Origin of the sequence: Amycolatopsis sp. NPDC049868 (assembly GCF_044461365.1) — a bacterium.
Taxonomy (GTDB): domain Bacteria; phylum Actinomycetota; class Actinomycetes; order Mycobacteriales; family Pseudonocardiaceae; genus Amycolatopsis.
Map to the genome: position 1 here is coordinate 59,464 of NZ_JBITKV010000010.1, position 25,767 is coordinate 85,230.

Sequence of the window (25,767 nt, forward strand, 5' to 3'; positions counted from 1 at the left end):
TGAGGTATGACTTCAGCGCAGCGGGATTTCCTGCCCGGCCGTTCGGCGCGGGCGGCGGCGCAGCGGGCGGTGGATCTGCTGGTCGTGCTGCTTTCGCCGGATCCGTCGGCTTCCTCGGTTCGTTCCGTTTTGGAAGCGCACGGTGAAACGTCGGTCGAATTGGCGCCGTCGGACGTGGCGTCGTTGCGTGAGGCGGCCGCGGAACTGCGGGAGGTGTTCGCGGCGCGGGATGCCTCGGAGGCGGCCGAGGTGCTCAACCGGCTGCTGGCCCGCTACGCGCATCCGCCGCGGCTGACCGATCACGCGGACGGGTTCGGCTGGCACCTCCACGTGGACGCCGACGATGACGGGCCGTGGGGCGCGTGGCTGGTGACGTCGTCCGCGCTTGCGCTGGCCGTGCTGCTGGCGGACCGTCAGGCGCCGCCGGGTGGGCTGTGTGCCGCTTCGGGGTGCGGGAAGCCTTTCGCGCACCTGGGTGGCGGGAGTCCGCGGCGGTACTGCTCGACGCGGTGCGCTACTCGGGAGCGGGTGGCGGCGCACCGTCGCGATCGGTCCCGAACGCTATGAACGGGCCGTTCCTTGCAAATTTTGCAAGGAACGGCCCGTTCATAGCACTTGAAGGAGCGGGTCAGGACTGCTGCTTGTCCCGCCAAGCGATCCAGGACCGCAGCTTGTCGAGGTTGTAGTCGGGGCCGCCGGTGGCCACGGTGAACAGCGAGACACCCAGCTCCAGCAGCTTCGGGCCCAGCTCCTCGGGCTCGCCGTCGACGGCGACCGAACGCTCGATCTCCTTCGGGTCGCGCCCGACGTCGGCGCAGTGCTGGTCGAGGATCTTGACCTTGCGCTCCACCACTTCCGCGTCGCCGAAGCCGTGCCAGATGTCGGCGTGCTTCGCGACCAGGCGCAGCGTCTTCTTCTCGCCGCCACCGCCGATCAGCACGGGGATCTTGCGGGTCGGCGCCGGGTTCAGCTTGCCGAACCTGCTCTCGATGCGCGGGAGCGCCTCGGCCAGGTCGTCGAGCCGTCCGCCCGCGGTGCCGAATTCGTAGCCGTACTCGTCGTAGTCCTTCTCGAACCAGCCGGAGCCGATGCCGAGGATCAGCCGTCCGTCGGAGATGTGGTCGACGGTGCGGGCCATGTCGGCGAGCAGTTCGGGGTTGCGGTAACTGTTGCACGTCACCAGCGCGCCGATCTCGACCCGCGACGTCGACTCCGCCCAGGCGCCCAGCATGGTCCAGCACTCGTAGTGCAGTCCTTCGGGCTCGCCGTAGAGCGGGTAGAAGTGGTCCCAGTTGAAGACGATGTCCACCCCGAGGTCTTCGGCCTCCGAAGCCGCCCGGCGGATCGCCTTGTATTCGGCGTGCTGAGGCTGAAGCTGAACGCCGATCCGGATCTTCCTGTTCGCAGCAGTCGTCATGATCGCACCCTAAGCCTGGAGTTGCTCCACGCGCTCGCCAATAGTCTCGGCAGGGCGACGCCCAGCCTGCGGCGGCGGGGGACGACCGCGCGGGTGTTCAACACGTCGTAACCGAGGGCGGCGATTTCGTCGAGGATGCCTTCGTAGAGCACGAGCGCGGTCCGCACGCAGTCGCGGGATTCCTCGCGCAGCAACGGGATGCCCGCTTCGGCGCGGCGGTACACGGCGCGGTTGCGCGCCACCGCGACGGCGAGCGCGCGCCGCACCCGCCGGTCGGGCAGTCCGCGAGCGCGCGAGAATTCGAGCAGTTCACGGTCGACGCCGAACGCGGCCAGCTCTTCGGTCGGCAGGTACAGCCTTCCCCGGTCGAGGTCCTCGCCGACGTCGCGCAGGAAGTTGGTCAGCTGGAACGCCGTGCCCAGCGCGGCGGCGCCGGGTACGGCTTCCTCGACCGGGGCGACGGTGCCGAAGACGGGCAGCATCTGCAGGCCGATCACCTCGGCCGAACCGTGGATGTACTCCTGGAGGTCGGCGTAGGTCGAGTACTCGGTGATCTTGAGGTCCATCGCCATGGACCGCAGGAACGCGTCGAACAGGTCGCGGTCGAGGTCGTGGCGCCGCACGGTGTCGGCGAGCGCCGTCAGCACCGGATCGGCGGGCGTGCCGCCGTCGAAGACCCGCGCGACCATGGCGGCGACCTCGTCCAGCGCGACCGCGGGATCGGTTCCGGGCGCGGGATTGTCGACCACTTCGTCCGCCATCCGCGCGAAGCCGTACAGCGCGTGCGCGAACGGCCGTGTCCGCGGCGGCAGCAGCCGGGTCGCGAGGAAGAACGTGCGGCCGTAGTGCGCGTTGATGCGGCGGCATTCGGTGTACGCGGCCCGCAACGCCGGTTCGGTGATGCCCGCGGCGTCGAGTTCGCTCATCGGCCGGTGACCCTTTCCGCCGCGAGCCTGCCGGAGATCACCACCGGCGGGATGCCGACGCCCGGTGTGGTCCCGCAGCCCGCCAGTACGACGTTGTCCACCGCCCGCATCAGGTTCCCCGGCCGGAACGGGCCGGTCTGGGTGAAGGTGTGCGCGAGCGAGAACGGGGTGCCCGCGGTGAGCCCGCGTTCCGCCCAGCCCGCCGGGGTGATCGTCTCGTCGACGGAGAAGTCGTCCGCGAAACCGGTGAGGCCGCGTTCTTCCAGCGTGCGCAGGAGTTCCGCGCGATACGCGGGCCCGACCCGGCCCCAGTCGATCTTGCCGCGGCGGAGGTTCGGCGCCGGGGCCAGCACGGAGATCACCTGGTCGCCGCCGGGAGCGAGGCCCGGCTCGGTCGCGGTCGGCCGGGTCACCAGCAGCGAAGGATCGCTCATCAGCTTGCCTTCGCGGATGATCTCCGAGAACGTCTTCTCCCAGGCGCGGCCGAAGAAGATGGTGTGGTGGCCCAGATCCGGCCACCTTTTCGGCGTGTGCCCGTGCAGCACGACGGCCGACGGCGAGTACCGCGGCGGTAGCGGCCGCCGGGGACGGGCGCCGAGCAGCCGGTACGCGGTGCCGAGTTCGGTCGCGAGAACCACCGTGTCGCAAGGGATCCGCTCACCCGTGCGGGTCCGCACCGCGCGCACCCGCGAGGAAACCCTTTCCAGCCAAGCGGCTTCGGTGCCGAAGCGCAGCTCCGCGCCGGCGCGTTCGGCCGCGTTCGCCATCGCCCGCGCGATCTCGCCCATCCCGCCCGCGGGGTAGTAGACCCCGCCGACGGTGTCCATGTAGGAGATGACGCCGTACGCGCCGATCGCGCGCGCCGGATCGAGTCCCGCGTAGAGCGCCTGGAAGGAGAACAGCCGGCGCACCCGGTCGTCGCGCAGGAATCCGCCGATCTTCGGGCCGAGTCGTCCGAAACCGCCCAGTGCGACCAGTTTGGCCAGCTCCGGACGCACGAGATCGAGCGGCGAGTCGAAGTTCGCGCCGATGAAGTGATCCTTCTGCACCGCGTACAGCTCGGTCAGCCAGCGGCGCAGCCGCCGGTAGCCCTCGGCCTCGGCGGGACCCGCGGCCTCGCGGATCTCGGCCTCCATCGCCGCCGCCTCGGTGTGCACGGCGATCGTGCTGCCGTCGGCGAACCTCGCGCGGTACGCCGGGTCGAGCCGGGTCAGCGTCAGGTTGTCCGCCAGTGATTCGCCGACCGCGGAGAAGGCCTCGTCGAGCAGTTCCGGCATGGTCAGCACGCTGGCGCCGGTGTCGACGGTGTTGCCGCCGAGATCCGCCTGCCCGGCCCGGCCGCCGGGGCTTTTGTCCTGTTCCAGCAGGGTCACCCGGCGTCCGGCGCCGAGCAGGTGCAGCGTCGCCGACAGCCCGGCGAGCCCGCCACCGATCACCACCACGTGGTCACTCGGGCCGGTGACAGTGCGCATCAGTACGTCCGCTGGGTCGCCTTGACGACCAGCCCGGTCAGTGCGGCGGGAGCGGGTTCGGCCAGGTGGGCGCGGTCCAGCGCCGTCATCGCGGAGTCGGTGAGCTCGTCGATGCGGCGTTCCACCGCGTCCACGGCGCCGACGTCCTGCAGCGCCTCGCGCACGGTCTCGACGGCGTCTTCGGACAGGTGCGCGTCGCCGATGGCGTCGGAGATGACCTTCGCCGCCGCGTCGTTGCCCTGTTCGGCCGCACGCTGGAGCCCCAGCGCCACCAACAGCGTCCGCTTGCCCTCGCGCAGGTCGTCGCCCGCGGGCTTACCGGTGACCGAAGGGTCGCCGAACACGCCGAGCAGGTCGTCCCGCAGCTGGAACGCCACGCCGACCTCGTCGCCGAATTCGCGCAGGGTCGCGATCAGGGCGTCGTCGGCGCCGCCGAGTGCGGCACCGAGGTGCAGCGGGCGCTGGACGGTGTACGCGGCTGTCTTGAGCTTGCAGATGTGCAGCGCCGCCTCGGGGGAGGCGTCGCCGGTGGCTTGGGTGCGGACGTCGAGGTACTGACCGGCGAGCACTTCGGTGCGCATCGCGCGCCACGCCGGCCGCGCCGCCGCGAGGGCCGCGGGCGGGAGCGGGGCCTCGCCGAACATGTCGTCGGCCCAGGCCAGCGCGAGGTCGCCGACCAGGACGGCGGTCGCGAGCCCGAACGTGCTCGGCGAACCCAGCCAGCCGCTGTCGGCGTGCAGTTTGGCGCCCGCGATGTGCACCGTCGGCGAACCGCGGCGCGAATCGGAGGAGTCGATGAGGTCGTCGTGGATCAGCGCGCACGCCTGGATCAGCTCCAGGCTCGCCACCGCCTGCAGCACACCTTCGACGTCCGGCCCCGCCGGATCGCCGCCCGCGCCGCGCCAGCCCCACCAGGCGAACGTCGGGCGCAGCCGTTTGCCGCCGCCCAGCACGAATCCGGCCAGTGCGTCGATCCCGGCCCCGACCGTCGGCTCGGTGCGGCGGATTTCGGCACCGGCGCGCTCGAGGAATCCGGCCAGCGCCCGCTCGACGTGGGCGGGCAGATCGGCGTCGTAGGCGGACGTGTCCATGAGCACATCCTCCGGGAAGGACGTCGTCGTGACCCAGTCGGGTGCCTTCGAATGTGGTGAATCAGACGTCAGCCGCGGGTCTTGTCGTAGTGCCGCTTCGCCCGCGCCCGGTTCCCGCAGTCCGACGAACTGCACCAGCGGCGTGACCGGTTGCGCGTGTGGTCGGTGAAGACCCAGCCGCATCCCGGCCCTTCGCACTCCCGGATCCGTTCCAGCTCCCCGGACCTGAGCAGCTCTTCGGCCGCCAGCGCGAGGAAATGCGGCAACGCGGTGTCGTCCGCCAGCGGCACCGTCCACCGCAGCGGCAGGGACGGCGTGAGGTCGGCGTGCCGGTACGCCGCCAGCAGTGGCTTGCGCAACGCCGTGACGTCCGGTGGATCCGACACCAGCACGCGATACAGCGTCTCGCGGAATCCCTTCACCGCCTCCAGGACGGCTTCGGAGATCTCCAGCCGTTCGGTGCCCGCGCCGACCAGGACGACCCACTCGGACAGCCGGTCCGGAGCCGAAAGCCGGTCTTCCCGCCTGACCGGATCGTGCCGCCAGGAAACGGTGTTGACCAGGTCCAACGGCACGCTCCCGCCGATGCTGTCGTACCCGTCCCAGTGGCCGTCCACGAATCCTCCTAATGGTCAAATGTAGTTTAGCTTGTTAGGGTCGAGCTATGACGACACTCCGGCGGAACTACCTGGCCGGCGCCCGTGTCGGACTCGGACTGGGCGTCGCGACCTTCGTTCTCGGTGTCACCTTCGGGGCGTATAGCCAAACCCTCGGCTGGGGGATCGCAGCCCCGATCGTCGCTTCGATCATGGTGTTCTCCGGCTCGGCCCAGTTCGCGATGGCCACCGCGCTCGCGGGCGGCGGCAACCTCGCCGTCGCGGTCGGCGCTGCGGCCCTGATCAACGCCCGGTTCCTGCCGATGGGCGCCGCCGTCGCCGCCGACCTGCGCGGCGGACGGCTGCGGCGCGCGTGGGAGGGCCAGGCCGTCGTCGACGGTTCGTGGGTGGCCGCCCACCTCGGCGGAGGACGGTTCGATCGCGAGAAACTCATCGGCTGCACGCTCGTCCAGCTCCCCGCGTGGGTGCTGGGGACGGTGCTCGGTGTCCTGGCCGCGCCGCCACCGGACGTCGTCTCACGGTTCGGGCTCGACGTCGTGTTCCCCGGCTTCTTCCTGGTCCTGCTCATCGACGAACTGCGCCGTTCGCGCCAAGCGGTCCTGACCGCGGCGCTCGCCGCCTGCCTCGCCGGGATCCTGGTGCTGTTCGTCCCGGTCGGGCTCGCGCTGATCGGCGCTTCGGCCGCCGCGCTGCTGGGGGTGCGGCGATGACACTCTGGCTCGCCATCGTCGCCGTCGCGCTGGTCAGCATCGGATTCAAGGCGGCGGGACCGGTCCTGCTCGGTGACCGGACGTTGCCGCCGCGGCTCGCGGGCGTGATCGCGTTGCTCGCGCCCGCGCTGCTGGCCGGGCTCGTACTCACGGACGTGACCGGGCCGGCCTGGTCCGGGCTCGACTGGACGCTCTGCGCCGGCCTGGCCGCGATCGCGGTGACCTACGCGCTGCGCGTGCCGGTGCTCGCCGCGATCCTCTGCGGGGTCGTCGTCACGGCCGCACTGCGGTTCCTCGTCTAACGCCAGAACGGCCCGCTCAGCCCGGCACGGGCGAAGTACGCGGCCGCGGCGGCCGGATCCCGGCGGGTGTAGCCGTGGTCGAGCCTGCCGTCGTACCAGCCGGCCGCGAGCCGCCACAGCGTCGCCAGATCCATGACATAACCCTTGTCCTGGCCCGTTTCCGCCAGCCATTCGTCCACACAGGACTCGTCGCAGAACAGACGCTGGTTGGCGCAGGTGTGCACGACGTCGTCCCACATCCGTGCCACCGGGACCAGGAAGTGCGCGACCAGCTCACCTTTCGGCGGTGTCCGGTCGTTCACCATCAGTGCCCGTGGTTCGCCGCAGCCACGGCAGCGGGTGGACACCAGCACCTCGGGCTCGGCCTTGACCAGATGCGGGATCGCGAACGCGTCCCACGCACAGCCGCCCCACCACAGGGTCCGCTCGCCCATCACGGAGAACCCGAGGGGGATCGCCGCGAACGGATGCGCCAGCACGACGTGCTCGCACTCGTCGAGCACGAGATGTCGTCGCTCCGCGAGCCGGTGCAGTGCCTGTTTCGCCACCGCGAGTGATCCGTGGGCGGCGTCGGCCAGTTCCGGGGCCGTCGGCGGCCTCCCGTGCTCGGCGAACGCGCGGTAGACCGCCACGCGGACGTCCTCATCCCAGCTGGTGTCGGTTTCGGCGCTCATGGCGGCTCCCTGTGCTCATCACAGAGTCTCCCCAGGCGGGCTCCGCTCGGCAACCGCCCGTACGTGGCTCAAGTCGCATGCCCATAGCCTGAGAGGGGGCTCCCAGCCAGCGGACTTTCCCCCTTAACATGGCGGTATGACGTCGGTGGTCGAGCGGTTGCAGGGTGATGGACCCGTGTTCTCCATCGAGTTCTTCCCGCCCCGTGATGCGGCCGACGAGGCCGTGCTGTGGAAGTCGATCCGGGAACTCGAGCCGCTGGACCCGGCGTACATGTCGATCACCTACGGCGCCGGTGGCTCCAGCCGGGACGGCACGATCCGCAGCATCGCCCGCGTCGCCACCGAAACCACGCTGGTGCCGATGGCGCACCTCACCGCCGTGAACCACTCGGTCGCGGAACTGCGCAACGTCATCGGCTGGTACGCCGCCGTCGGCGTGCGGAACATCCTCGCGCTGCGGGGTGACCCGCCGGGCGACGTCTACGGCGACTGGGTCGCGCATCCGGACGGGCTGAACTACGCCGAGGAGCTCGTCGAACTGGTGCGTTCGCTCGGCGACTTCTGCGTCGGCGTCTCGGCCTTCCCGTACGGCCACCCCCGGTCGGCGAACCTCGAAGCCGACACCGAGTACCTCGTGCGCAAGCTGCGCGCGGGCGCGGATTTCGCGATCGCGCAGCTGTTCTTCGAGCCGGAGGACTTCCTCCGGCTGCGTGACCGGGTGGCGGCCACCGGCTGCGAGGCGCTGGTCATCCCCGGCATCATGCCGCTGACCACGCCGCGGACGCTGCACACGTCCATCAAGCTGTCCGGCGCGCCCGCGCCGCGGCGGCTGCTGGACCGGCTCGAGCCGCTGGCGGGCGACCCGAAGGCCTTCCGCGCCGAAGGTATCGACGCGGTGACCGAGCTGTGCGAGCGGCTCATCGCCGAAGGGGTCCCTGACCTGCACTTCTACACGTTCAACCGGTCCAAGGCCACACGTGAGGTGGTCAGCAGGCTCGGGCTGGTCCCGGCCCGGGCGTAACTCCGTACCGAAGTCGCCCGCGATCCCGGTAGCGTGCCGGTCATGGCTTCAACCGCGCGAAGTGTGCACGAGATCTGTGACCGGTACGTCGACGAGTACGCCGCGGCCGACCCGGTCGCCGCGACGACGTTCGGTATCTCCGGATACGACGACCAGCTGACCGACTACTCGCCCGCCGGGCACGCGGCCAGGGCCGCGATCGCCGCGCGCGCCTTGGCCGAGATCGCCGCGGCCGAACCGGTCGACGACGGTGAACGCGCGGCCAAAGCCGTGTTCAGCGAGCGGATCGCGCTGAACCTCGAGATCCACGAAGCGGGCCTCGACATCGCGGCGCTGAACGTGATCGAAAGCCCCGTGCAGGAACTGCGCATGGTCTTCGACTTCATGCCCACCGAGACCGCGGCGGACTGGGCGACGATCGCCGCCCGGATGGCGAGGGTGCCCGAAGCGCTCGACGGTCTCCGTACCGCGCTGCTCGCCGCCGCGGACGCGGGCCGGGTGGCGGCGCTGCGGCAGGTCGGCAAGGTCGCCGAACAGGCCGAAACCTGGGCCGGTCTGAAGGACGAGACCGGTTTCTTCGAGACCCTCGTCTCGGACGCGAAGGACGTCGACGAGAAGCTTCGCGCCGAACTCGGCCAGGCCGCTCACGCCGCTCAGGAGGCGTACGCGGAGTTCGCCGGTTTCCTCCGCGCCGAACTCGCCCCGCTGGCGCCGGTCAAGGACGCCGTCGGCGCCGAGGTCTACCAGCTGTGGTCCCGGGTGTTCACCGGCGCCACCCTCGACCTGGACGAGGCCTACGCCTGGGGCTGGGCCGAGTTCACCCGCCTCGAAACGGAGATGCGCGAGGTCGCCGGCCGGATCAAGCCCGGCGCCACCCTCGCCGAGGCGGCCGCCGTCCTCGACGCCGACCCCAAGTACGTCGTCCGCGGCCGGGCGGAATTCCAGGCCTGGATGCAGAACCTGTCCGACAACGCACTGAAGTCGTTGCGCGGCAAGCACTTCGACATCTCCGACCGGGTGATGGCGCTGGAATGCCGGATCGCCCCGCCCGGCGGCACCGTCGGCGCGTACTACACCGGCCCGAGCGAGGACTTCTCCCGCCCCGGCCGCATGTGGTGGTCGCTGCCGCAGGGCCGGGACGAGTTCACCACCTGGCGTGAGGTCAGCACCGTCTACCACGAGGGCGCGCCGGGTCACCACCTGCAGATCGCGACCGCGGTCGACCAGTCGGAGTCGCTGAACAAGTACCAGCGGCTGCTCGCGTTCACCTCCGGGCATGCCGAGGGCTGGGCGCTGTACTCCGAGCGGCTCATGGAGGACCTCGGGTTCCTCGCCGACGACGGCGAACTGTTCGGCATGCTGTCCGAGCAGCTGTTCCGCGCCGCGCGGGTGATCGTCGACATCGGCATGCACCTGGAACTGGAGATCCCGGCGGGCACCGGTTTCCACGAGGGCGAGCGGTGGACCCCCGAGCTGGGCCTGGAGTTCATGCTCACCCGCACCGTCACCGACCCGGCCCACGTGCACGACGAGATCGACCGCTACCTGGGCTGGCCGGGGCAGGCACCGTCGTACAAGCTCGGCGAGCGGCTCTGGCTCACCGCCCGCGAGGAGGCCCGCGCGCGGCAGGGCGACGCGTTCGACATCAAGCAGTTCCACACGCGGGCGCTGGCGCTGGGCGGGATGGGGCTGGACACGCTGCGGGAGATGCTGGCCGCCCTGGACTGATCCGCCGCCCCTCTCCCGGCCGTGCTAGGAACGGTCCTTTCCTTGCGAAATTTGCAAGGAAAGGACCGTTCATTGCATCCGGAGGGGGCCTCCGCGTGTCGTAATTCGTGTGCGCCCGGTGCCGCGGCCTTGATACGTTCCCCCTCGTGCACCGGATCTTTCTCGTCACCCCACCACCCGCCTCCTGAGCGGGGTGTCTCCGGCCGCGCGGCGTTCCAGCCGCCCGGCCGATCCGTGCTGCACTGAAGCACCCCGCGTCGTCGACGTCCCTTCCGACAGACACAGACGCAGGAGCGTTTCCCCATGTCCGTTGCCGTACCCACGCGCGCCCGATCGTCGGCCGCGCTCGTCCTCGCCGGGGTCCTCTGGGGGACCGGCGGCCTCGCCGGATCCCTGCTCGCCTCCCGTGCGGGGCTCCATCCGCTGAGCGTCGCCGCGTACCGGCTGCTCATCGGCGGCTTGATCGCCACTGGCTACCTCTGGCTCACCGGAGGCCTTCGCGGTCTTCCCCGCACGCCACAGGCCCGGCGCCGCCTCCTGGCGGTCGGCGGGTTGTTCGCCCTCTTCCAGACCAGCTACTTCGCCTCGGTCTCGCTGAGTTCCGTGAGCGTCGCGACGATGACCACCATCGGCAGCGCGCCGGTCCTGCTCGCCGTCGCGACGGTCGTCAAGACCCGCCGCCTGCCCGGAGCGTGGACGGCGGTGTCCCTGGCCGGCTCGCTCGTCGGCCTCGCGCTGCTGCAATGGACACCAGGGCAAGAGGTCAACGTCGCCGGAGTGTTGTTCGCCCTGCTCGCCGCGGCCGGGTTCGCCGCGCTGACGCTCGTGACCGCCACTCGCGTCGAGGGGCTGGATCCCTTGCCCACCACGGCTTTCGGCTGCCTGATCGGCGGCGCCGCGCTCGCTCCCGCCGCCTTGTGGTTCGGGATGGCCGTGCCGCTTCAGGCCGACGTGCTCGCGCTCGTCCTCTACTTCGGCGTCGTGCCCACGGCGCTGGCGTACGCCGCGTACTTCCGTGGCCTGGAAAGCGCGCATCCGGTGCTGGCGGCGTTGTCCGCCCTGCTCGAACCGCTGACCGCCACGCTGCTGTCCATGGCCGTGCTTGGGGAACGGCTCGGCGCCGTGGGCTGGTGCGGCGCGGTGGTGCTCGTCGCCGCGCTCGCCGTCGCCTACCTGACCTAGAGCGGCAGCGTCCGGCCGAGGATCGCGAAGGGCCGCGGATCCCCGGCGAAGTGGTAGTCCCGCAGCACATCGACGAATCCGACGCGCCGGTACAGGTTCCAGGCCCGGCTGGTGCCTTCCGGCGTGGAAAGGAGGACGTGCGCGCTGGGCACGCCGTCGAGCAGCCGTCGCAGGAGGTCCTCGCCGATCCGCTTCCCCTGGCTTTCGGGGCTGACATGGATCTCGGTGAGCTCGAAGTAGTCGGACATCCAGTGCTCGGCGGCGGCCTGGCCTTCACGGCGGGTCAGGCCGTGGCGGACCTGTTCGTGCCACCACTGGCCGCCGCGGCCCTTGTAGCCGTAGGCGAGCCCGAGCAGGACGCCGTCCGCGTCGAGCGCGGCCATGCAGCGCCAGCCTTCGCGCAGCGCGTGCGTGAGCCACATCGGCGCGCGTTGCTCCGCCGTGCCTTCGGGGTAGCGCATGGCGTTGACGTAGATGGTCAGCGCCTCGGGGAGCCGGGCGCGGAACTCGTCCGCGGACAGCTGGACGTAGCGGGTGCATTCCGAGGACATCGCGGTCACGGGCGCCCATCCTGCCCGTCGCCCGCGACGTCCGCGGGAGTGCCCCCGGTCAGCGCGACGAGGCCGTCGAACGTCGTGGGGTACACCGACTTCGGATGCCCGGCGGCCGCCCAGACGACTTCGTGAGCGCGTAACGCGGTGTCGACGAGGGTGGTCAACGCCTTCGGGTGACCGACCGGGGCGACGCCGCCGATCGGCTGCCCGGTGTGCGCGCGGACGAAATCCGCGTCCGCCTTGCCGATCTCGTCGGCTCCGGTCAGCGAAGCGAGGAGACCGGTGTCGGCGCGGTGCGCGCCGGAGGTCAGGGCGAGCAGGGCAGTTTCGGTGTCGCCGGTGCGGCTTCGGAAGACGAGGCTGTTCGCGATCGCGCCGACCTCGACACCGAGCGCTTCGGCGGCCTGTGCGGCCGTGCGGACTTCGGCGGGGAGGATCCGGATCCCGTCCGCGGCGGCCTGCTGGCCCGCCTCGGCGAGCGCGGCCGCGACCTTGGCCACCGAGGGATGACCGGACTGGTCGATGGTGCTCATACGCCTATGAGATCACGTGGCCGATGCCGTGTCCCGCACCACATGCGGCGATCACTCGGCTACGGGGTTGAGGAAAGGGGCACTTCAGGGTTACATTGGACTTGTTCGAACAGACGTTCGACATTCGGTGAGCGCGCACCGGTAGGTGCCCGGCGCGGGGGCGGGGGAAGCGCCTCGGCGCCGGGCACCGGCCGGCGCTCACGTACAGGAGGAGGGTCGTCATGTCCGTTTCGGTCGTGTCCCCCGACGAAGCCGAGAGGCCGGGGGGCACCGCGCAGCCCGCCCTGCCGATGTCGTTGCGCCCGCCGGCACCACCCGCGGCGGTCTCCTTGTACGCACAGGCGAGGCGGGGGCTCGCCGAAGCCGAGCGGGAAACCGATCCCGCGGAGCGGTTCATCGGGGCCTATCTCGCCGCGCTTCGGGGTGCGGCGGCGGTATTGGAGGCCCGAGGCCGTCCGCACCGGGGCCGTGCCCGGCCGGCGAGCGGCTGGGTGCTGCTCGACTCCGTCGCGCCCGAACTGAAGGAATGGGCGGCGTTCTTCGCGGCCAACTCGGCGACGCGGGCCGCCGCACAGGCGGGGATCACCGGCAAGGTCACCGTGGAACTGGCGGACGAGCTGACGCGAGCGGCCACCGTGTTCCTGGAACTGGTGCGACGGGTGGTGCACGGGCTGCCGATGGGTGATTCGGCGTATGTGGCCTGAGCGGCCGGGAAGAGGGGGTGCCCGATGGCCGGGCAGGCCATGATCGACCAGGGCAGGTTCCTGGAGGTGATCGGCGCCGAAACCGAGCTGATGGCTCACGTGGCGCATACCGCGTCCGCCGACGCGCCGGTCCCGACCTGCCCCGGCTGGACACTCGGCGAGGTCCTCCGGCACGTGGGCAGCGTGTACCGGGTCACCCGCCGCTGGATCACCGACGGGCGGCGTCCCGAGCACTGGCAGCGCAAACCGGGGCCTGGACAGACCCTGGAGGAGTACTTCCGCGAGGGCCGGGACGAACTCGTCGCCGAGCTGTCCGCGCACGATCCGGACGAACTGGCGCCGACCTGGTGGCCCGCGGATCGCAGTTACGGGTTCTGGCGGCGCCGGATGGCGCACGAGACCACGATCCACCGGATCGACGCGGAGAGCGCGGCCGGCCGGGAGGTGTCGGAGATCCCCGAAGAGGTGGCGGTCGACGGGATCGACGAGGCGCTGGTGCTGTGGTTCGGCCAGCGGCTGCCGTTGCTGGGGCTGTCCGGTACCAAGACCGGATCGGTCGGCGTGCGCACCGCGGGCCACACCTGGATCGCCAGGGCGGGCCCCACGGAAACGGTCGCCTGGCGGTGCTCGGCCGAAGAGGCCAGGCGCGCGGACGATCTGATCACCGGGAAGCCGGACAAGATCTACCGCTGGCTCTGGGGCCGGGCGGGTCCGACGGCGGTGACGGTCAGCGGAGACCAGGACATGGCGGGACAACTCTGGGCCCTTCTGCGGCTCGCGACCCGATGACCGGTCGGTGGGGAAGCCAAACCGGTCAGCGCCAGTCGACGGAGCTGAAGATGTGCCTGTGGAGCGACTGAGCACGTGAATCTGCTCGGCTGCCGTTGGTCGCGGGTTCACCTGCGACGAGGAAAGTGTCGGTGGTGCCGTCTAGGTTCACCGGTGTGGTGGCACATCTGGTGAACCTGGTCTTCGACTCGGCCCTTCCCAGAAATCTGGCGGGTTTCTGGGAAGGGCTGTTCAGCTGGGACGCGCCGTTCGATCCGGCGTTCCGTTCCGAAACGCGGCCCAAAGGGCGCAAGAACCGGCTGCATCTGGATCTGGCGAGCCGTTCGCCCGGGCACCAGGCCGAGCTGGTGGACCGTGCGCTGTCCCTCGGCGCCCGGCACATCGACGTCGGCCAGGGGCCGCCGGAGGAGAAACGGGTGCCGTGGGTGGTGCTCGCGGACCCGGAGGGCAACGAGTTCTGCGTCCTCGAGCCGCGAGAGCAGTACGAGGGCACCGGCGCGATCGCGGCGGTCGTCGTCGACGCCCTCGACCCGGAGCGGCTCGCGCGGTTCTGGGCGGCCGCGCTGGGCTGGGAGATCGGCGTCCGGGAAGAGACGATCGTGGGCCTGCGGCCGCCGGACGGTCGCGGCCCCTGGGTCGAGTTTCTCGCCACGAAAGCGGACAAAGTGGAGCGGAACCGGCTGCGCTTCGAGATCGCGCCGGGGCCGGGCGGGAGCCGGGCGGCCGAAGTGCGGCGCCTGCTGGGGCTCGGCGCGATAGGGCGCGGTACGGCGAGACGAGGCACCGTGTTCCTGGTGGATCCGGAGGGCAACGAATTCAGCGTGCTCACACCCCGCTGACGGACACTGAGTGTTTCGCCAGGGTTGCCCGGCGGCGTCGAACGCTGACCTGAGCGAAACACCCGCGCCGTGGGCAGGCAACAACCGGCCGGGACTGTTGAGGCCATGGAGACCTATCGAGCCCGGCCCACCCTGGTTCATCCCGGCGAAGAGACGACGGCCGCGTCGGCCTGGCGTGTCCGGATCCGCGTGGACGACCGGCCCGGCACCCTCGCCAGGATCGCGATCCGGCTGGCCGACCTCGAGTGCAACATCCTCGGGCTGTCGGTGCTGCCGGTGCCCGGCGGCGTGCTCGACGAGATCGTCCTGCGGCCGGCCACCGGTCTGCCGCGGCAGCTGCTCATCGACGCGATCCGCGACGAAGGATGCGAATGCTCCTCCGTCGTCGACGCGGATCTGGCGGAGCTGGTCGATCCGGCCACCGCGACGCTCACCGCTGCCAAACGAGCCGTCGAGGAACCCGGTGGCCTCGCGGAGGTGCTCCGCGGCGTCTTGGCGGCCGACGTCGTCACGAAAGTCCCGTCGATCGAGTCGAACCCGGCCCGCACGGAAGGCGGGCACCGCGCGGTGTTCCCCGCGGGGGACGGCGCCGCGTTCGTCGCACGCCGCCGGTGGTCGCCGTTCGTCGAACTGGAACTCAGCCGCGCCGTCGCGCTGATCGGCCTGGTCGCCGCCGTCCGCGACAACGTGACCGGTCCGACCGTGCTCGACCGGGCCGACGGCGCCGCGATCGTCCTGCGCAAGGGCGTCCCCGGTGACGCGGAAGCGGTGTCCGCCCTGCACCAGAGATGCTCGATGACGACGCTCTTCCACCGCTATCACACCGGGATGCGTGCCGTACCGCGTCGCTGGCTGCACCGGCTCCTGATGCCGCCGCGCGGGATCAGCCTGCTCGCGGTCTGCGGACGCGACGTGATCGGTCTCGGCCAGCTGATCCCGGCGGCCGACGGCGGCGCGGCCGAAGTCTCGCTCCTCGTCGAGGATTCCTGGCAGCGCCAAGGCATCGGCACTGCTTTGCTGGCCCGGCTCGCCACTCTCGCCGTGGCCAAGGGGGAGCGCGAACTCACCGCCGTCTGCCTGCCCGGCGACGACTCCCTCCACCGCACCGCCGCCCGCGTGGGGCTCCGCCCGGAACGCGTCGCCGGCGATTCCGGCACCCTGCGCTTCACGCTTCCCAGCCCCCGCGTTTAGTCCTCTGAATGCGGTACTTGCGCGTGCAACGACCGCGTTCAGAGGACTACTTGCGGTTCCAGAACCAGTCTTTGCCGCGGGCCTCGCCCAGTGCGCGCTTCTTGCGTTCGGGAGTGAGCCGCTCCAGGTACAGCTTGCCGTCGAGGTGATCGGTCTCGTGCTGCAGGCACTGGGCGAGCACGTCGACACCTTCGACCTCGACAGGCTCGTTGCGCAGGTCGACGCCGCGCACCACGGCGTGCTTCGCGCGGACCACCGGGAACCACAGTTCCGGCACCGACAGGCAGCCTTCGCCGATCTCGTGTGTCTCTTCCGACAGTTCGACGATCTCGGGGTTGATCACGTACCCGCTCAGCCCGCCGACGTCGTAGCTGAACACCCGCAGCCCGACCCCGATCTGCGGCGCCGCGAGCCCCGCGCGCCCGGCCGGTTTCACCCCGTCCATCAGATCGGTCACCAGCGACTCGATCTTCTTGTCGAATGTCGTGACCGGGTCGCATACGGTCTTGAGCACGGGATCCCCGAAATAGCGCAGGTCGCGCATCACCATGTTCGAACGTCCTTCTCCGCAGGTCTGAGCCGTGATTCTAGGCCCGCAGGCGAAGTCCCTTGGGAGTCGCCCGGAATCCAGCCTCCTGGAGGACGGCCGAAAGCTCCGAGGTGAGCGCCACCTCGCCGTCGGCCTTCTGCACCGCGAGCTGTCCGAGCCAGCCCTCTCGCACCGCCGTGGACAATGCCCGCGCGGCCGATCGCAACGTCTCCTGATCCTCGGTGAAGCTCAGCAGCGACCGGCCGCCTCGCTCCACGTACATCGCCGGGACACCGTCCACGAGCACCGCCAGCGCACCCGCTTTCCTTGCCGGACGGTGCTTCGTGTCGCCCGTCGCGGCCGGCCACGGCAACGCGGCGCCGTAGGGCTGGGCCGGGTCGGCGGCGGCGAGCACGACGGCGCCTTCGGTGGTCGTGCGCTGGTTCCCGGATTGCGCGCGCAGCCTGTCGACGGCGCCCTTCGCCGCGAACTGCGCCGCACCGAGCCCTTCGACCACGTACCCCCGGATGACCTGGCCCGAATCCTCCATACCACGCAAAACCTTGTAGATCCCGGAAAAACCGCCCGTCACGCGCTCGGTGTCGAGAGCTCCGCGAGTGAGGACGCCGTGCCGCTCCAGGAAGGCCTCGGTCCGCGCGTGGGCGCGCCTGGTCGGATCCGGTTCGCGATCGGGGGTCAGGGCCCAGCGTCCCGCGACCGTCGGCGGCCCGGTGCGCGAAGGCATCGCCGGACGCCCGGCCCGCAGCCGCGCGTACCGGCCGCGAGGAGCCTGCCGCCGCGGTTTGTGCGCCGCGCCGGAACCGGAGACCTGTGCCCGCAGCGGGCCCAGCGTGTCCCCGGTGACCAGCCCGGCCCACACGAGATCCCACAGCGCCGCCACGACTTCGCCGTCGGCCGGCGGGGTTTCGACCAGCGGCGACGCCCGGTCCACGAGCTGGCGGAAGAACTGCGCCCCACCCTCCAAAGTGGACAGAATGGCCTGGTGGAGCGGACCTGAGGGCAGATCGTCGTCGAGATCCGGCAACAGCAGATCGGCGACATCCGTGGGCGCGAGCGCCAGCCAGCCGTCCCCGCCGGACAGCGAACCGCAACCACACCAGGTGACCTCACCCGCCGTGGTGAGCTCGTCGAGCAGCGACGGGGTGTAGCCGGGCAGCCTGCTCGGCAGGATCAGGGACTCGACCGCGCTCGCGGGCAAGGGCGCCCCGGCCAGCTGCTCGACCACGGACAGCACGTCGTCCGCCGTCGGCGCCGACCGCACTCGTGCGCCGATACCGTGCCACGACGGCAAAAACCGGCCCAGTGCCGCCGGTTCGACCGGTTCGACCTCGGCCCGCAGCCGGGCCAGCGATGCCCGCCGGAGCCTGCGCAGCACCGACGCGTCGCAGAACTCGATACCGACGCCGTGGGTCTCCGGATGCCCGACCGGGCTCAGCTCGCCCCGGACCAGCCTGCCCTGCGCGGTCAGCCTGTCCAGCACGCCGGTGACCACGGCCGTCCCGAGCCCGAATCGCTCGGCGGCCTGACGGGCGCTGAACGGGCCACGGCTTCGCGAATAGCGGGAAAGCAGGTCTCCGACCGGATCCTCGACCGGCTCGGTGAACGCCTCCGGCACCCCGACCGGCAGTGCGGTGCCCAGCGCGTCCCGCACCCGGCCCGCGTCCTCGATGGCGATGAAGCGTTCGCCGCCGCCGATACGCACCCGGATCACCCGTCGTGCGGCTTCCAGTTCCTCCAGCCATTCCCGCTGGATGCCGCGCGCCGCGGCCTCCTCGATCGAGAGATCGCCGAGGAACCGCAACAGATCCGCGGCGTCCTCGGCGTTGCGGGCGTGCCTGTCCGGGTCGAGCCGTTGCAGGGAGCGCTCGACCTCGGCGACGACCTCGGCGTCCAGCAGTTCCCGGATCGCCTCGGTGCCGAGCAGTTCGGCCAGCAGCGTCGAATCCAGCGCCAGCGCCGCCGCGCGCCGTTCCGCGAGCGGGGCGTCCGTCTCGTACAGGAACATCCCGACGTAGCCGAAGAGCAGGCTGCGCGCGAACGGGGACGCGGACGGCGTCTCGACCTCGACCAGCTTGACCTTCCGTGACCGGACGTCGGTCATCAGTTCGCGCAGCCCGCCGACGTCGTACACGTCCTGCAGGACTTCCCGCATCGCTTCCAGCACCACGGGGAACCGTTCGTACTTGGCCGCGACCGAAAGCAGCTGGGACGCCCGTTGCCGTTGCTGCCACAGCGGGGTGCGACGGCGCGGATCCCGGCGGGGGAGCAGCAGCGACCGCGCCGCGCATTCCCGGAACCGTGCGGCGAACAGCGCGGAGCCACCGACCTCGGCGACGATCAGCTGCTCGACCTCTTCCGGATCGAGCACCACGTCTTCGACCCCGATGGTGACCTCGGCGCCGTCCATGTCCAGCGCCTCGGGCAGCCGCAGCACGATGCCGTCGTCGGAATGCGCCACCTGGGCGTCGACCCCGCGGTTCTCCCGCAGCCGGGCCGCGATCGCGAGCGCCCACGGCGCGTTGACCTGCGCGCCGAACGGCGAGTGCAGGATGACGCGCCAATCGCCCAGCTCGTCGCGAAACCGTTCCAGGAGCACGGTTTTGTCGTTCGGCACATGGCGGGTGGCCGATTTCTGCTCTTCCAGGTACGCCAGCAGGTTGTCGCACGCGTACTCGTCCAGCCCGGCGATGGCGGCACGTTCCCTGGCCGCCGACGGCTCCGAAGTGGACAGTTCACGGACGAACGCGCCCAGCGCCCGCCCCAGTTCCAACGGGCGGCCCGGGGCGTCGCCCTTCCAGAACGGCATCCGGGCGGGCTCACCCGGCGCGGGGACCACGATCACCCGGTCATGGGTGATGTCGGTGACCCGCCAGGAGGAGGTGCCGAGCAGGATCGTATCCCCGACGCGGGATTCGTAGACCATCTCCTCGTCGAGCTCGCCCACGCGCGACCCCGGTTTGTCGTCGCCGCCCGGCGTCATCACGGTGAACAGGCCGCGGTCGGGGATGGTGCCGCCCGAGGTCACCGCCAGCCGCTGCGAACCCGGACGGCCGTGCAGCTCGCCGCTGACCCTGTCCCAGGTGATCCGGGCGCGCAGCTCGCCGAACTCCTCGCTGGGGTACCGGCCGGCGAGCATGTCGAGCACGGCCAGCAACGCGTCGTCCGGCAGGGATGCGAACGGCGCGGCGCGGCGGGCCAGCGCGGCCAGCTCGTCGACCGTCCACGATTCGAGCGCCACCATCGCCACGATCTGCTGCGCGAGCACGTCCAGCGGATTCCGCGGATACCGCACCGCCTCGATCGCCCCGGACGCCATCCGCTCCGCCACCACCGCACAGGAGACGAGATCGCCCCGGAACTTCGGGAACATCACCCCGCTCGACACCGCGCCGACCTGGTGCCCGGCCCGGCCGACCCGCTGCAGCCCCGAAGCGACCGTCGGCGGCGCCTCGATCTGCACGACGAGATCGACCGCGCCCATGTCGATGCCCAGTTCCAAAGAGGACGTCGCCACGACGCACGCCAGCCGCCCGGACTTGAGCTCCTCTTCCACATGCGTGCGCTGCTCGCGCGACATCGAGCCGTGGTGCGCCCGCGCGATCACCGGCGCCGCGCCGGTGGTGAGCCCGGACTGACCGATCGCCTCGGCCGGATACCGCTGCTCCGGCTCCAGCTCGCTCTGCTCCGCCATGAGTTCGTTGAGCCGGGCCGTCATCCGCTCGGTGAGCCGCCGCGAGTTGGCGAACACGATGGTCGACCGGTGCGCCTGGATCAGTTCGAGGACCCGTTCCTCCACCGCGGGCCAGATCGACGGCCGCCGCGGTGCGCCGTCGATGTCCTCCAGCGAGCCGGGCAAACGCGCGAGGCCGGCGTCGAGGTCCTCGTTCTGCTTCGGCCCCTGTGGACTGTCGAGATCGGCCATGTCCTCGACCGGGACCTCGACGCGGACCTCGATCGTCTTCGCGAGCTTCGGCTGGACGACGGTGACCGGCCTGCCGCCCGCCAGGAACGAGGCGACCTCGTCGATCGGCCGGACCGTCGCCGACAGCCCGATCCGCTGGGCGGGCTTTTCGAGGAGCGCGTCGAGCCGCTCCAGGGACAAGGCCAGATGCGCGCCGCGTTTACCGCCCGCGACCGCGTGCACCTCGTCGATGATCACCGTCTCCACACCGCGCAGCGAATCGCGGGCGGAGGAGGTGAGGATCAGGAACAGCGACTCCGGCGTGGTGACCAGCACGTCCGGCGGGGTCTTGCCGAACGAGCGCCGCTCGGCGGCGGTGGTGTCGCCCGTGCGCATGCCGACGCCGATGTCCGGCACCGGCAGCCCCAGCCGTCGCGACGCCTGCGAGATACCCGCCAGCGGCGCCCGCAGGTTGCGCTGGACGTCGACCGCCAGCGCCTTCAGCGGCGAGACATAGAGGACGCGGCAGCGTTTCCGCGGCTCGGACGGCGGCGGCTCGACCGACAGCCTGTCCAGCGCCCAGAGGAAGGCCGACAACGTCTTGCCCGATCCCGTCGGGGCCACGACCAGCGCGTGTTCCCCGGCGTGCGCGGCACGCCACGCCCCTTCCTGCGCGCGGGTGGGCGCGGCGAAGGCCCCGCTGAACCAGTCCCTGGTCGCGGGGGAGAAGAGGTCGAGTACGTCTGCCACGCTCTCCATAGTGCGCCGGACCACCGACAGTTTCGCTCCGAGGGCTGTGACGAGGCACCCGGTCGGGACGAGATCGGCGGGTTCCGCACGTGCGGTGACCTCGCTCATGGGAGCATCACGGCCAGCGCGGCCGGATCAGTACTCGGGGTGGCCGCCGTTCGTCTGTTGAAGGGGTATGAGCTGTGCGGATCCTGTCGGTGGACCTCGGGACGTCCAACACCGTGGCCGTCCTATCTGCGCACGGGAGGCCGCCACGGGTGGTCGAGGTCGACGGTTCGGCCAACATGCCGTCCGCGGTGTTCGCCACCGAGGACGGCACGATCATGGTCGGCCGCGACGCCGAACGCCGGGCCCGGCTCGACCCGACCCGCTTCGAGCCCAACCCCAAACGCCGTATCGACGAGCAGACGCTCCTGCTGGGCACGGACGTCATCCCGGTCACCGAGGTGCTGGCCGCGATCCTGCGCCGCGTCCTCGACGAGACCACCCGCCAGCTCGGCGGCGAACTGCCCGACGAGGTCCGGCTCACCCACCCCGCGCAGTGGGGACAGACCCGCCGCAACGTGCTGCTGTCCGCCGCCCGGCTCGCCGGGATGGGCGGCAACCTGGTGCTCGTCCCCGAGCCGGTCGCCGCGGCCGCGCATTTCGCGTCGTTCCCCGGCAAGACGCTCGCGCCGGGACAGGCGCTCGCGGTGTACGACCTCGGTGCCGGCACCTTCGACGTCGCGATCGTCGGCGCGACCCAGAACGGCGGCTTCGCCGTCGTCGCCGAAGACGGCCTTCCCGACCTCGGTGGCCTCGACGTCGACCAGGCACTGCTGGTGCACGTGGGCCGCGAGGTCTCGCACAGGGACCCCCAGCGTTGGCAGCGGGTCCTGCGGCCCGAGTCCACTCCGGACCGTCGTACGCGGCGTGCGCTGCAGGAGGACGTGAAGGCGGCGAAGGAAGCCCTCTCGCGTCACCCGCAGACCGAGGTCCCGATGCCGGAGCCGTTCGAGGACGTCCTCGTCACGCGAGGCGAACTCGAAGCGCTGGTGCGGCCATCGATGCTTCGCAGTGTCGAGCTGATGTCGCGAGTGGTCCGCTCGGCCGGGATGACCCCGGACCGGCTCGCCGGTATCTACCTCGTCGGCGGTTCGAGCCGGCTCCCGCTGGTCGGCAGCCTGATCGCGGAGAAGCTCGGCGTCGTCCCCGGCAGCCTCGACCAGCCCGAGACCGCGGTCGCGCTCGGCGCCCAGCACGTCGCTTCCGACGGCATCAGCTCGCGTACGCAGGGCGTCGAAGGGCAGGTCGCGGCGGGAACAGGGGCGCATCAGGTCGGCCCCGGCGCGTCGGGCCCGTATGCGCCGCCGCAGCAGGTCGCGTCGATCCCCGGCTACTCGGGCGGGGGCCCCGGCCAGTCCGGCGGCTTCCCGCAGTCGGGTTATCCGAACAGCGGCCCGCAGCAGGCGCAGCAGCCCGCGCCGACGAATTTCCCGACGTACTCCCTCGCCGGGCAGACCACCGCCGAGAAGGCGCCCGCGAGCAAGAAGAAGCCGCTCGTCATCGGCGCCATCGTGGCCGTCGTGGTGCTGCTCGCCGCCGGGCTCACGTTTTTCCTGACGTCCTCTTCGGCGACGACCTACACGGCCGACGAGTGCAAGGTGCCCGGCGCGGCCGACGACAAGGGCCTCACCGGCTGCCTGCGCCAGCTCGCCGGGAAGATCGCCGACACCGGGGACTGCAAACCCGGGATGGGCAACGGGCCCGCGAAGCCGGCGGAAGACCTCGGCGTGACGTCGACCTGCTCCGCGCCGGGCCGCGCCGGGACCCAGGTGACCTATCTGCAGAGCGACTCGGCGGAGAAGCTCAAGGCCTACACCGACGGACTGCTCAAATCGGCGGGCGGGGACCGCACCGAGGCCAAATGGGTCGGCAACGCGCTGGAAGGCCAGTACTCCTCGGCAGCCGGGCGGAACGCCGCCGTGCTGGTGTTCACCGTGACCGACCGGCCGCTGGTCGGGTTCATCTACCAGGTCCCGGCCGAAGGACAGAGCCCGACGCCGGGTGAGCTGGCCGATTACTTCGAGAAGAGCGTCCAGCCGGGCGAGTAGCCCCTTTTCGCGCGTGAAGGCCCCCTTCCCTCGGCTCAGCCGCGTGAAGGGGGCCTTCACGCGTTTCCCGCCCGGAGCCCGGGCTAGACTCCGCTCGATGCGTATCACGGTCTTCCGGCGGCTGATGGCCGACGAATTCGGTCCCGGACGTGCGGAAACCCTCTCCAGGGATCACGTCTTCGGCGAACTCGGGGGCCGGACCGTCGAACAGGCCCTCGACGCGGGAACCTCGGCCAAGGACGTCTGGCGGGCGGTCTGCGACGCCTTCGAGATCCCGCCCGAGCGGCGCTGACCTCGAAGAACGGACAAGAACCCTAGCGCAACGGCGTGTCGGCGACGGCCTCGAACACACGTTCGTCTATGGTGTTGTCCACAACGGGGTCAGCGATCCACAGCTTGGGCGCGAGGCCTGGAATTGTCGGTGGTCGCCCGTAGCGTCGGACCCGACAGCTCAGAACTGAATCAAGCCCTACCGGCTCAACCAACGAGGTGGACTCCATGGCACCAGCAGCACCCGACAAGGACAAGGCGCTCGAACTGGCCCTCGCCCAGATCGACAAGCAGTACGGCAAGGGCTCGGTCATGCGCCTCGGCGAAGAGGGCCGCGCGCCGATCGAGGTCATCCCCACCGGTGCCATCGCGCTCGACGTCGCGCTCGGGATCGGTGGCCTTCCCCGCGGCCGGGTCATCGAGATCTACGGTCCGGAGTCCTCCGGTAAGACCACCGTCGCCCTGCACGCGGTCGCCAACGCGCAGAAGAACGGCGGCATCGCCGCGTTCATCGACGCGGAGCACGCGCTGGACCCGGAGTACGCCAAGAAGCTCGGCGTCGACACCGACGCGCTGCTGGTCTCCCAGCCGGACACCGGTGAGCAGGCGCTCGAAATCGCGGACATGCTGATCCGTTCCGGCGCGCTCGACATCCTGGTCATCGACTCGGTCGCCGCGCTCGTGCCGCGCGCCGAGATCGAGGGCGAGATGGGTGACAACCACGTCGGCCTGCAGGCCCGGCTGATGAGCCAGGCGCTGCGGAAGATGACCGGTGCGATGAACAACTCCGGTACCACCGCGATCTTCATCAACCAGCTGCGCGAGAAGATCGGCGTCATGTTCGGCTCCCCGGAGACCACGACCGGTGGTAAGGCGCTGAAGTTCTACGCGTCGGTCCGTCTGGACGTTCGCCGGATCGAGACGCTGAAGGATGGCGGCGAGCCCGTCGGCAACCGCACCCGCGTCAAGGTCGTGAAGAACAAGGTCGCGCCGCCCTTCAAGCAGGCCGAGTTCGACATCCTCTACGGCAAGGGTGTCTCCCGCGAGGGTTCGTTGATCGACATGGGTGTCGACCAGGGCATCCTGCGCAAGTCCGGCGCTTGGTACACCTACGAGGGCGACCAGCTGGGCCAGGGCAAGGAGAACGCCCGCAAGTTCCTGCTGGACAACCCGGACATCGCCAACGAGATCGAGAAGCGCATCAAGGAGAAGCTCGGCATCGGTGCCGCCGTCGACGCCGAAGCCGCCCCCGCGCCGGTCGACTTCTGAGAGGGGAGGGGGCGTGCTCGCCCTTAACCTTTTCGCCGTGCCTTCTGAGGAGTGAGAGCTGAATGCGTGCGCCCAAAGTGGATCCGGCGGAGCTGCCGCCGGACGAGCGGAGGAAGAAGGCCAAGGAGATCTGCTTCGATCTCCTGGCCGCGCGCCCGCGTTCCACGGAGGAACTGCGTCAAGCCCTCAAGCGCAAGGGCTTCGACGAGGAGACGACGGAGACCCTGCTCGGTAAGCTGGACACGGCAGGGCTCATCAACGACGCCGAGTTCGCCGAGATGTGGGTGCGTTCCCGTCATGCCAACATGGGTCTGGCACGGAACGCCCTCGTAGCCGAACTCAAACGCAAAGGAATCGATGGGGATATCGCCGTCCAGGCCGCCGAAGAGGTGGATCGAGAGGCAGAGGAGCAGCGCGCCCGAGAGCTGGTACGGAAGCGCATGCGCTCCTTGGGCAACGTCGACGAGCAGACGGCGATCCGCCGCCTGCTGGGCTTCCTCGCCCGCAAGGGCTATCCTCAAGGGCTGGCCTACACCGTGATCCGCGACGAACTCCGCGAGTTCGGCGCCGAGTCGGCGTTGCTGGACGACGCCACCCTCGATTGAGCTTCCTCACCTGAGCCGATCACCGGCCGTGCTTGCCCGCACGGCCGGTGTTTTGCGTTCCCGGTGTCGTGAGAGCGGTGTTTCGGGTTCTGGTGGCCTGTATTCGCCTACCCACGGGATTCCGTTTGTCTCGGTGCCCCTTGATCAAGCTCCGCGGCCCGAGCGAGCCCTCGACGCTTCACATACGCCCTTCTCAGACGCGGGTAAGAGGCCTTCACGCGCCTCCGTTGTGACTGCTGGTGCAGGTGGCGCGCACGTGGCGACCCTGAAGGTAGTGAAGGCCTCCTTGAGGGACCCAGAGTCCCTCAAGGAGGCCTTCACGGACCGCGCTGGGGCAAACCGCAGTCTGGAAGCCACATAGGTACCTAAGACACCTTTGGCTCTGACCCGAAACACCACTTACGACAGGTCCGGCCCGGCGAGACCACACCGGTCGCCGGGCTCCTCCCGTCGCAAAGGCCACCGATGAGACGCTCGACGTCCTGAATCCGGCCTTCGCGACAAGCCCCGGCACAGGACGGGCCCAGAAGATCGATCACGACCCGCGATCGACCTCCAGCAAGGCTCTGACCAGCACTG

24 protein-coding genes are annotated in these 25,767 nt (G+C 70.6%); 14 read left to right on the plus strand and 10 right to left on the minus strand.

From position 1 onward, the window contains the following. Positions 1-6 precede the first annotated feature (6 nt). On the plus strand, positions 7-567 hold the full coding sequence (locus ACIBTM_RS32885) for a CGNR zinc finger domain-containing protein (RefSeq protein WP_395881046.1): 561 nt from the start codon (positions 7-9) through the stop codon (positions 565-567). Between the two features lie 61 nt (positions 568-628). Here the strand turns inward: ACIBTM_RS32885 and ACIBTM_RS32890 are convergent, their stop codons facing one another. From ACIBTM_RS32890 to ACIBTM_RS32910, 5 genes are all read right to left on the minus strand, one after another. Then, entirely contained in the window at positions 629-1,417 is a 789-nt protein-coding gene (locus ACIBTM_RS32890; RefSeq protein ID WP_395881047.1) for an LLM class F420-dependent oxidoreductase, read from the minus strand. Beyond that, positions 1,414-2,343, minus strand: a complete 930-nt coding sequence (locus tag ACIBTM_RS32895; protein ID WP_395881048.1) for a phytoene/squalene synthase family protein — start codon at positions 2,341-2,343, stop codon at positions 1,414-1,416. Before ACIBTM_RS32895 ends, ACIBTM_RS32890 begins: the two co-directional genes overlap by 4 nt. Next, positions 2,340-3,815: a phytoene desaturase family protein gene (crtI, locus tag ACIBTM_RS32900; protein WP_395881049.1), complete on the minus strand. Its 1,476-nt coding sequence runs from the start codon at positions 3,813-3,815 to the stop codon at positions 2,340-2,342. The genes ACIBTM_RS32895 and crtI overlap by 4 nt, the downstream gene beginning before the upstream one ends. Then, positions 3,815-4,906, minus strand: a complete 1,092-nt coding sequence (locus ACIBTM_RS32905) for a polyprenyl synthetase family protein (protein WP_395881050.1) — start codon at positions 4,904-4,906, stop codon at positions 3,815-3,817. Before ACIBTM_RS32905 ends, crtI begins: the two co-directional genes overlap by 1 nt. Before the next feature lie 68 nt (positions 4,907-4,974). After that, on the minus strand, positions 4,975-5,523 hold the full coding sequence (locus tag ACIBTM_RS32910; protein WP_395881052.1) for a CGNR zinc finger domain-containing protein: 549 nt from the start codon (positions 5,521-5,523) through the stop codon (positions 4,975-4,977). A 47-nt stretch (positions 5,524-5,570) separates the two neighbouring features. Here ACIBTM_RS32910 and ACIBTM_RS32915 point away from each other — a divergent pair, with 47 nt between their 5' ends. Together ACIBTM_RS32915 and ACIBTM_RS32920 are read left to right on the plus strand one after the other, a co-directional pair. After that, positions 5,571-6,233 carry an AzlC family ABC transporter permease gene (locus ACIBTM_RS32915; protein ID WP_395881053.1) on the plus strand — a complete coding sequence of 221 codons (663 nt, stop codon included), beginning with the start codon at positions 5,571-5,573 and terminating at the stop codon, positions 6,231-6,233. Then, a complete protein-coding gene (locus ACIBTM_RS32920) occupies positions 6,230-6,535 on the plus strand; it encodes an AzlD domain-containing protein (RefSeq protein ID WP_395881054.1) in 306 nt (101 codons plus the stop codon). The genes ACIBTM_RS32915 and ACIBTM_RS32920 overlap by 4 nt, the downstream gene beginning before the upstream one ends. Here the strand turns inward: ACIBTM_RS32920 and merB are convergent. Further along, complete coding sequence (merB, locus tag ACIBTM_RS32925) at positions 6,532-7,209, minus strand: organomercurial lyase (RefSeq protein ID WP_395881055.1); 678 nt, start codon at positions 7,207-7,209, stop codon at positions 6,532-6,534. The genes ACIBTM_RS32920 and merB overlap by 4 nt on opposite strands. Before the next feature lie 136 nt (positions 7,210-7,345). Here merB and ACIBTM_RS32930 point away from each other — a divergent pair, with 136 nt between their 5' ends. From ACIBTM_RS32930 to ACIBTM_RS32940, 3 genes are all read left to right on the plus strand, one after another. Further along, positions 7,346-8,230, plus strand: a complete 885-nt coding sequence (locus ACIBTM_RS32930; protein WP_395881056.1) for a methylenetetrahydrofolate reductase — start codon at positions 7,346-7,348, stop codon at positions 8,228-8,230. 42 nt (positions 8,231-8,272) lie between these two features. Then, positions 8,273-9,958, plus strand: a complete 1,686-nt coding sequence (locus ACIBTM_RS32935; protein ID WP_395881057.1) for a DUF885 domain-containing protein — start codon at positions 8,273-8,275, stop codon at positions 9,956-9,958. Positions 9,959-10,261: 303 nt separating this feature from the next. Continuing rightward, on the plus strand, positions 10,262-11,140 hold the full coding sequence (locus tag ACIBTM_RS32940) for a DMT family transporter (protein WP_395881058.1): 879 nt from the start codon (positions 10,262-10,264) through the stop codon (positions 11,138-11,140). On the opposite strand, the gene ACIBTM_RS32945 is transcribed toward ACIBTM_RS32940, so the two are convergent. After that, a complete protein-coding gene (locus ACIBTM_RS32945) occupies positions 11,137-11,700 on the minus strand; it encodes an N-acetyltransferase (RefSeq protein ID WP_016332697.1) in 564 nt (187 codons plus the stop codon). The two genes, ACIBTM_RS32940 and ACIBTM_RS32945, sit on opposite strands and share 4 nt — an antisense overlap. Next, the gene (locus ACIBTM_RS32950; RefSeq protein ID WP_395881059.1) at positions 11,697-12,227 is read right to left on the minus strand and encodes a YbaK/EbsC family protein; all 531 of its coding nucleotides are present in this window, start codon (positions 12,225-12,227) and stop codon (positions 11,697-11,699) included. The genes ACIBTM_RS32945 and ACIBTM_RS32950 overlap by 4 nt, the downstream gene beginning before the upstream one ends. A gap of 221 nt (positions 12,228-12,448) precedes the next feature. Between ACIBTM_RS32950 and ACIBTM_RS32955 the strand changes: the two genes are divergently transcribed. From ACIBTM_RS32955 to ACIBTM_RS32970, 4 genes are all read left to right on the plus strand, one after another. Further along, on the plus strand, positions 12,449-12,931 hold the full coding sequence (locus tag ACIBTM_RS32955; protein WP_395881060.1) for an SAV_6107 family HEPN domain-containing protein: 483 nt from the start codon (positions 12,449-12,451) through the stop codon (positions 12,929-12,931). Between the two features lie 24 nt (positions 12,932-12,955). Next, positions 12,956-13,720 (plus strand): maleylpyruvate isomerase family mycothiol-dependent enzyme, encoded by a 765-nt coding sequence (locus ACIBTM_RS32960; RefSeq protein WP_395881061.1) that lies wholly within the window; start codon positions 12,956-12,958, stop codon positions 13,718-13,720. A 155-nt stretch (positions 13,721-13,875) separates the two neighbouring features. After that, positions 13,876-14,559, plus strand: coding sequence for a VOC family protein (locus tag ACIBTM_RS32965; protein ID WP_395881298.1), 684 nt, complete (start codon positions 13,876-13,878; stop codon positions 14,557-14,559). A 105-nt stretch (positions 14,560-14,664) separates the two neighbouring features. Next, positions 14,665-15,750, plus strand: a complete 1,086-nt coding sequence (locus ACIBTM_RS32970) for a GNAT family N-acetyltransferase (RefSeq protein ID WP_395881062.1) — start codon at positions 14,665-14,667, stop codon at positions 15,748-15,750. Between the two features lie 46 nt (positions 15,751-15,796). Here the strand turns inward: ACIBTM_RS32970 and def are convergent, their stop codons facing one another. Together def and ACIBTM_RS32980 are read right to left on the minus strand one after the other, a co-directional pair. Next, positions 15,797-16,300 (minus strand): peptide deformylase, encoded by a 504-nt coding sequence (def, locus tag ACIBTM_RS32975; protein ID WP_016332703.1) that lies wholly within the window; start codon positions 16,298-16,300, stop codon positions 15,797-15,799. Positions 16,301-16,337: 37 nt separating this feature from the next. After that, a complete protein-coding gene (locus tag ACIBTM_RS32980; protein WP_395881299.1) occupies positions 16,338-20,960 on the minus strand; it encodes an ATP-dependent helicase in 4,623 nt (1,540 codons plus the stop codon). 173 nt (positions 20,961-21,133) lie between these two features. Here ACIBTM_RS32980 and ACIBTM_RS32985 point away from each other — a divergent pair, with 173 nt between their 5' ends. From ACIBTM_RS32985 to ACIBTM_RS33000, 4 genes are all read left to right on the plus strand, one after another. Continuing rightward, positions 21,134-23,044 carry an Hsp70 family protein gene (locus ACIBTM_RS32985; RefSeq protein WP_395881063.1) on the plus strand — a complete coding sequence of 637 codons (1,911 nt, stop codon included), beginning with the start codon at positions 21,134-21,136 and terminating at the stop codon, positions 23,042-23,044. Between the two features lie 97 nt (positions 23,045-23,141). After that, entirely contained in the window at positions 23,142-23,336 is a 195-nt protein-coding gene (locus tag ACIBTM_RS32990) for a DUF3046 domain-containing protein (protein WP_016332706.1), read from the plus strand. Between the two features lie 206 nt (positions 23,337-23,542). Further along, positions 23,543-24,583, plus strand: a complete 1,041-nt coding sequence (gene recA, locus ACIBTM_RS32995; protein WP_005164741.1) for a recombinase RecA — start codon at positions 23,543-23,545, stop codon at positions 24,581-24,583. 77 nt (positions 24,584-24,660) lie between these two features. Then, on the plus strand, positions 24,661-25,188 hold the full coding sequence (locus ACIBTM_RS33000) for a regulatory protein RecX (protein ID WP_395881300.1): 528 nt from the start codon (positions 24,661-24,663) through the stop codon (positions 25,186-25,188). The last annotated feature ends 579 nt before the right edge of the window (positions 25,189-25,767 follow it).

What these genes read in the sequence shown, in the direction of transcription:
- ACIBTM_RS32930 (WP_395881056.1), top strand. Translation starts at nt 7,346, where the DNA reads ATGACGTCGGTGGTCGAGCGGTTGCAGGGTGATGGACCCGTGTTCTCC.
- ACIBTM_RS32940 (WP_395881058.1), top strand. Translation starts at nt 10,262, where the DNA reads ATGTCCGTTGCCGTACCCACGCGCGCCCGATCGTCGGCCGCGCTCGTC.
- ACIBTM_RS32935 (WP_395881057.1), top strand. Translation starts at nt 8,273, where the DNA reads ATGGCTTCAACCGCGCGAAGTGTGCACGAGATCTGTGACCGGTACGTC.
- ACIBTM_RS32905 (WP_395881050.1), bottom strand. Translation starts at nt 4,906, where the DNA reads ATGGACACGTCCGCCTACGACGCCGATCTGCCCGCCCACGTCGAGCGG.
- ACIBTM_RS32960 (WP_395881061.1), top strand. Translation starts at nt 12,956, where the DNA reads ATGGCCGGGCAGGCCATGATCGACCAGGGCAGGTTCCTGGAGGTGATC.
- ACIBTM_RS32915 (WP_395881053.1), top strand. Translation starts at nt 5,571, where the DNA reads ATGACGACACTCCGGCGGAACTACCTGGCCGGCGCCCGTGTCGGACTC.
- ACIBTM_RS32980 (WP_395881299.1), bottom strand. Translation starts at nt 20,960, where the DNA reads ATGGAGAGCGTGGCAGACGTACTCGACCTCTTCTCCCCCGCGACCAGG.
- ACIBTM_RS32955 (WP_395881060.1), top strand. Translation starts at nt 12,449, where the DNA reads ATGTCCGTTTCGGTCGTGTCCCCCGACGAAGCCGAGAGGCCGGGGGGC.
- ACIBTM_RS32990 (WP_016332706.1), top strand. Translation starts at nt 23,142, where the DNA reads ATGCGTATCACGGTCTTCCGGCGGCTGATGGCCGACGAATTCGGTCCC.
- def (WP_016332703.1), bottom strand. Translation starts at nt 16,300, where the DNA reads ATGGTGATGCGCGACCTGCGCTATTTCGGGGATCCCGTGCTCAAGACC.
- crtI (WP_395881049.1), bottom strand. Translation starts at nt 3,815, where the DNA reads ATGCGCACTGTCACCGGCCCGAGTGACCACGTGGTGGTGATCGGTGGC.
- recA (WP_005164741.1), top strand. Translation starts at nt 23,543, where the DNA reads ATGGCACCAGCAGCACCCGACAAGGACAAGGCGCTCGAACTGGCCCTC.
- ACIBTM_RS32920 (WP_395881054.1), top strand. Translation starts at nt 6,230, where the DNA reads ATGACACTCTGGCTCGCCATCGTCGCCGTCGCGCTGGTCAGCATCGGA.
- ACIBTM_RS32890 (WP_395881047.1), bottom strand. Translation starts at nt 1,417, where the DNA reads ATGACGACTGCTGCGAACAGGAAGATCCGGATCGGCGTTCAGCTTCAG.
- ACIBTM_RS32970 (WP_395881062.1), top strand. Translation starts at nt 14,665, where the DNA reads ATGGAGACCTATCGAGCCCGGCCCACCCTGGTTCATCCCGGCGAAGAG.
- merB (WP_395881055.1), bottom strand. Translation starts at nt 7,209, where the DNA reads ATGAGCGCCGAAACCGACACCAGCTGGGATGAGGACGTCCGCGTGGCG.
- ACIBTM_RS32885 (WP_395881046.1), top strand. Translation starts at nt 7, where the DNA reads ATGACTTCAGCGCAGCGGGATTTCCTGCCCGGCCGTTCGGCGCGGGCG.
- ACIBTM_RS32950 (WP_395881059.1), bottom strand. Translation starts at nt 12,227, where the DNA reads ATGAGCACCATCGACCAGTCCGGTCATCCCTCGGTGGCCAAGGTCGCG.
- ACIBTM_RS32895 (WP_395881048.1), bottom strand. Translation starts at nt 2,343, where the DNA reads ATGAGCGAACTCGACGCCGCGGGCATCACCGAACCGGCGTTGCGGGCC.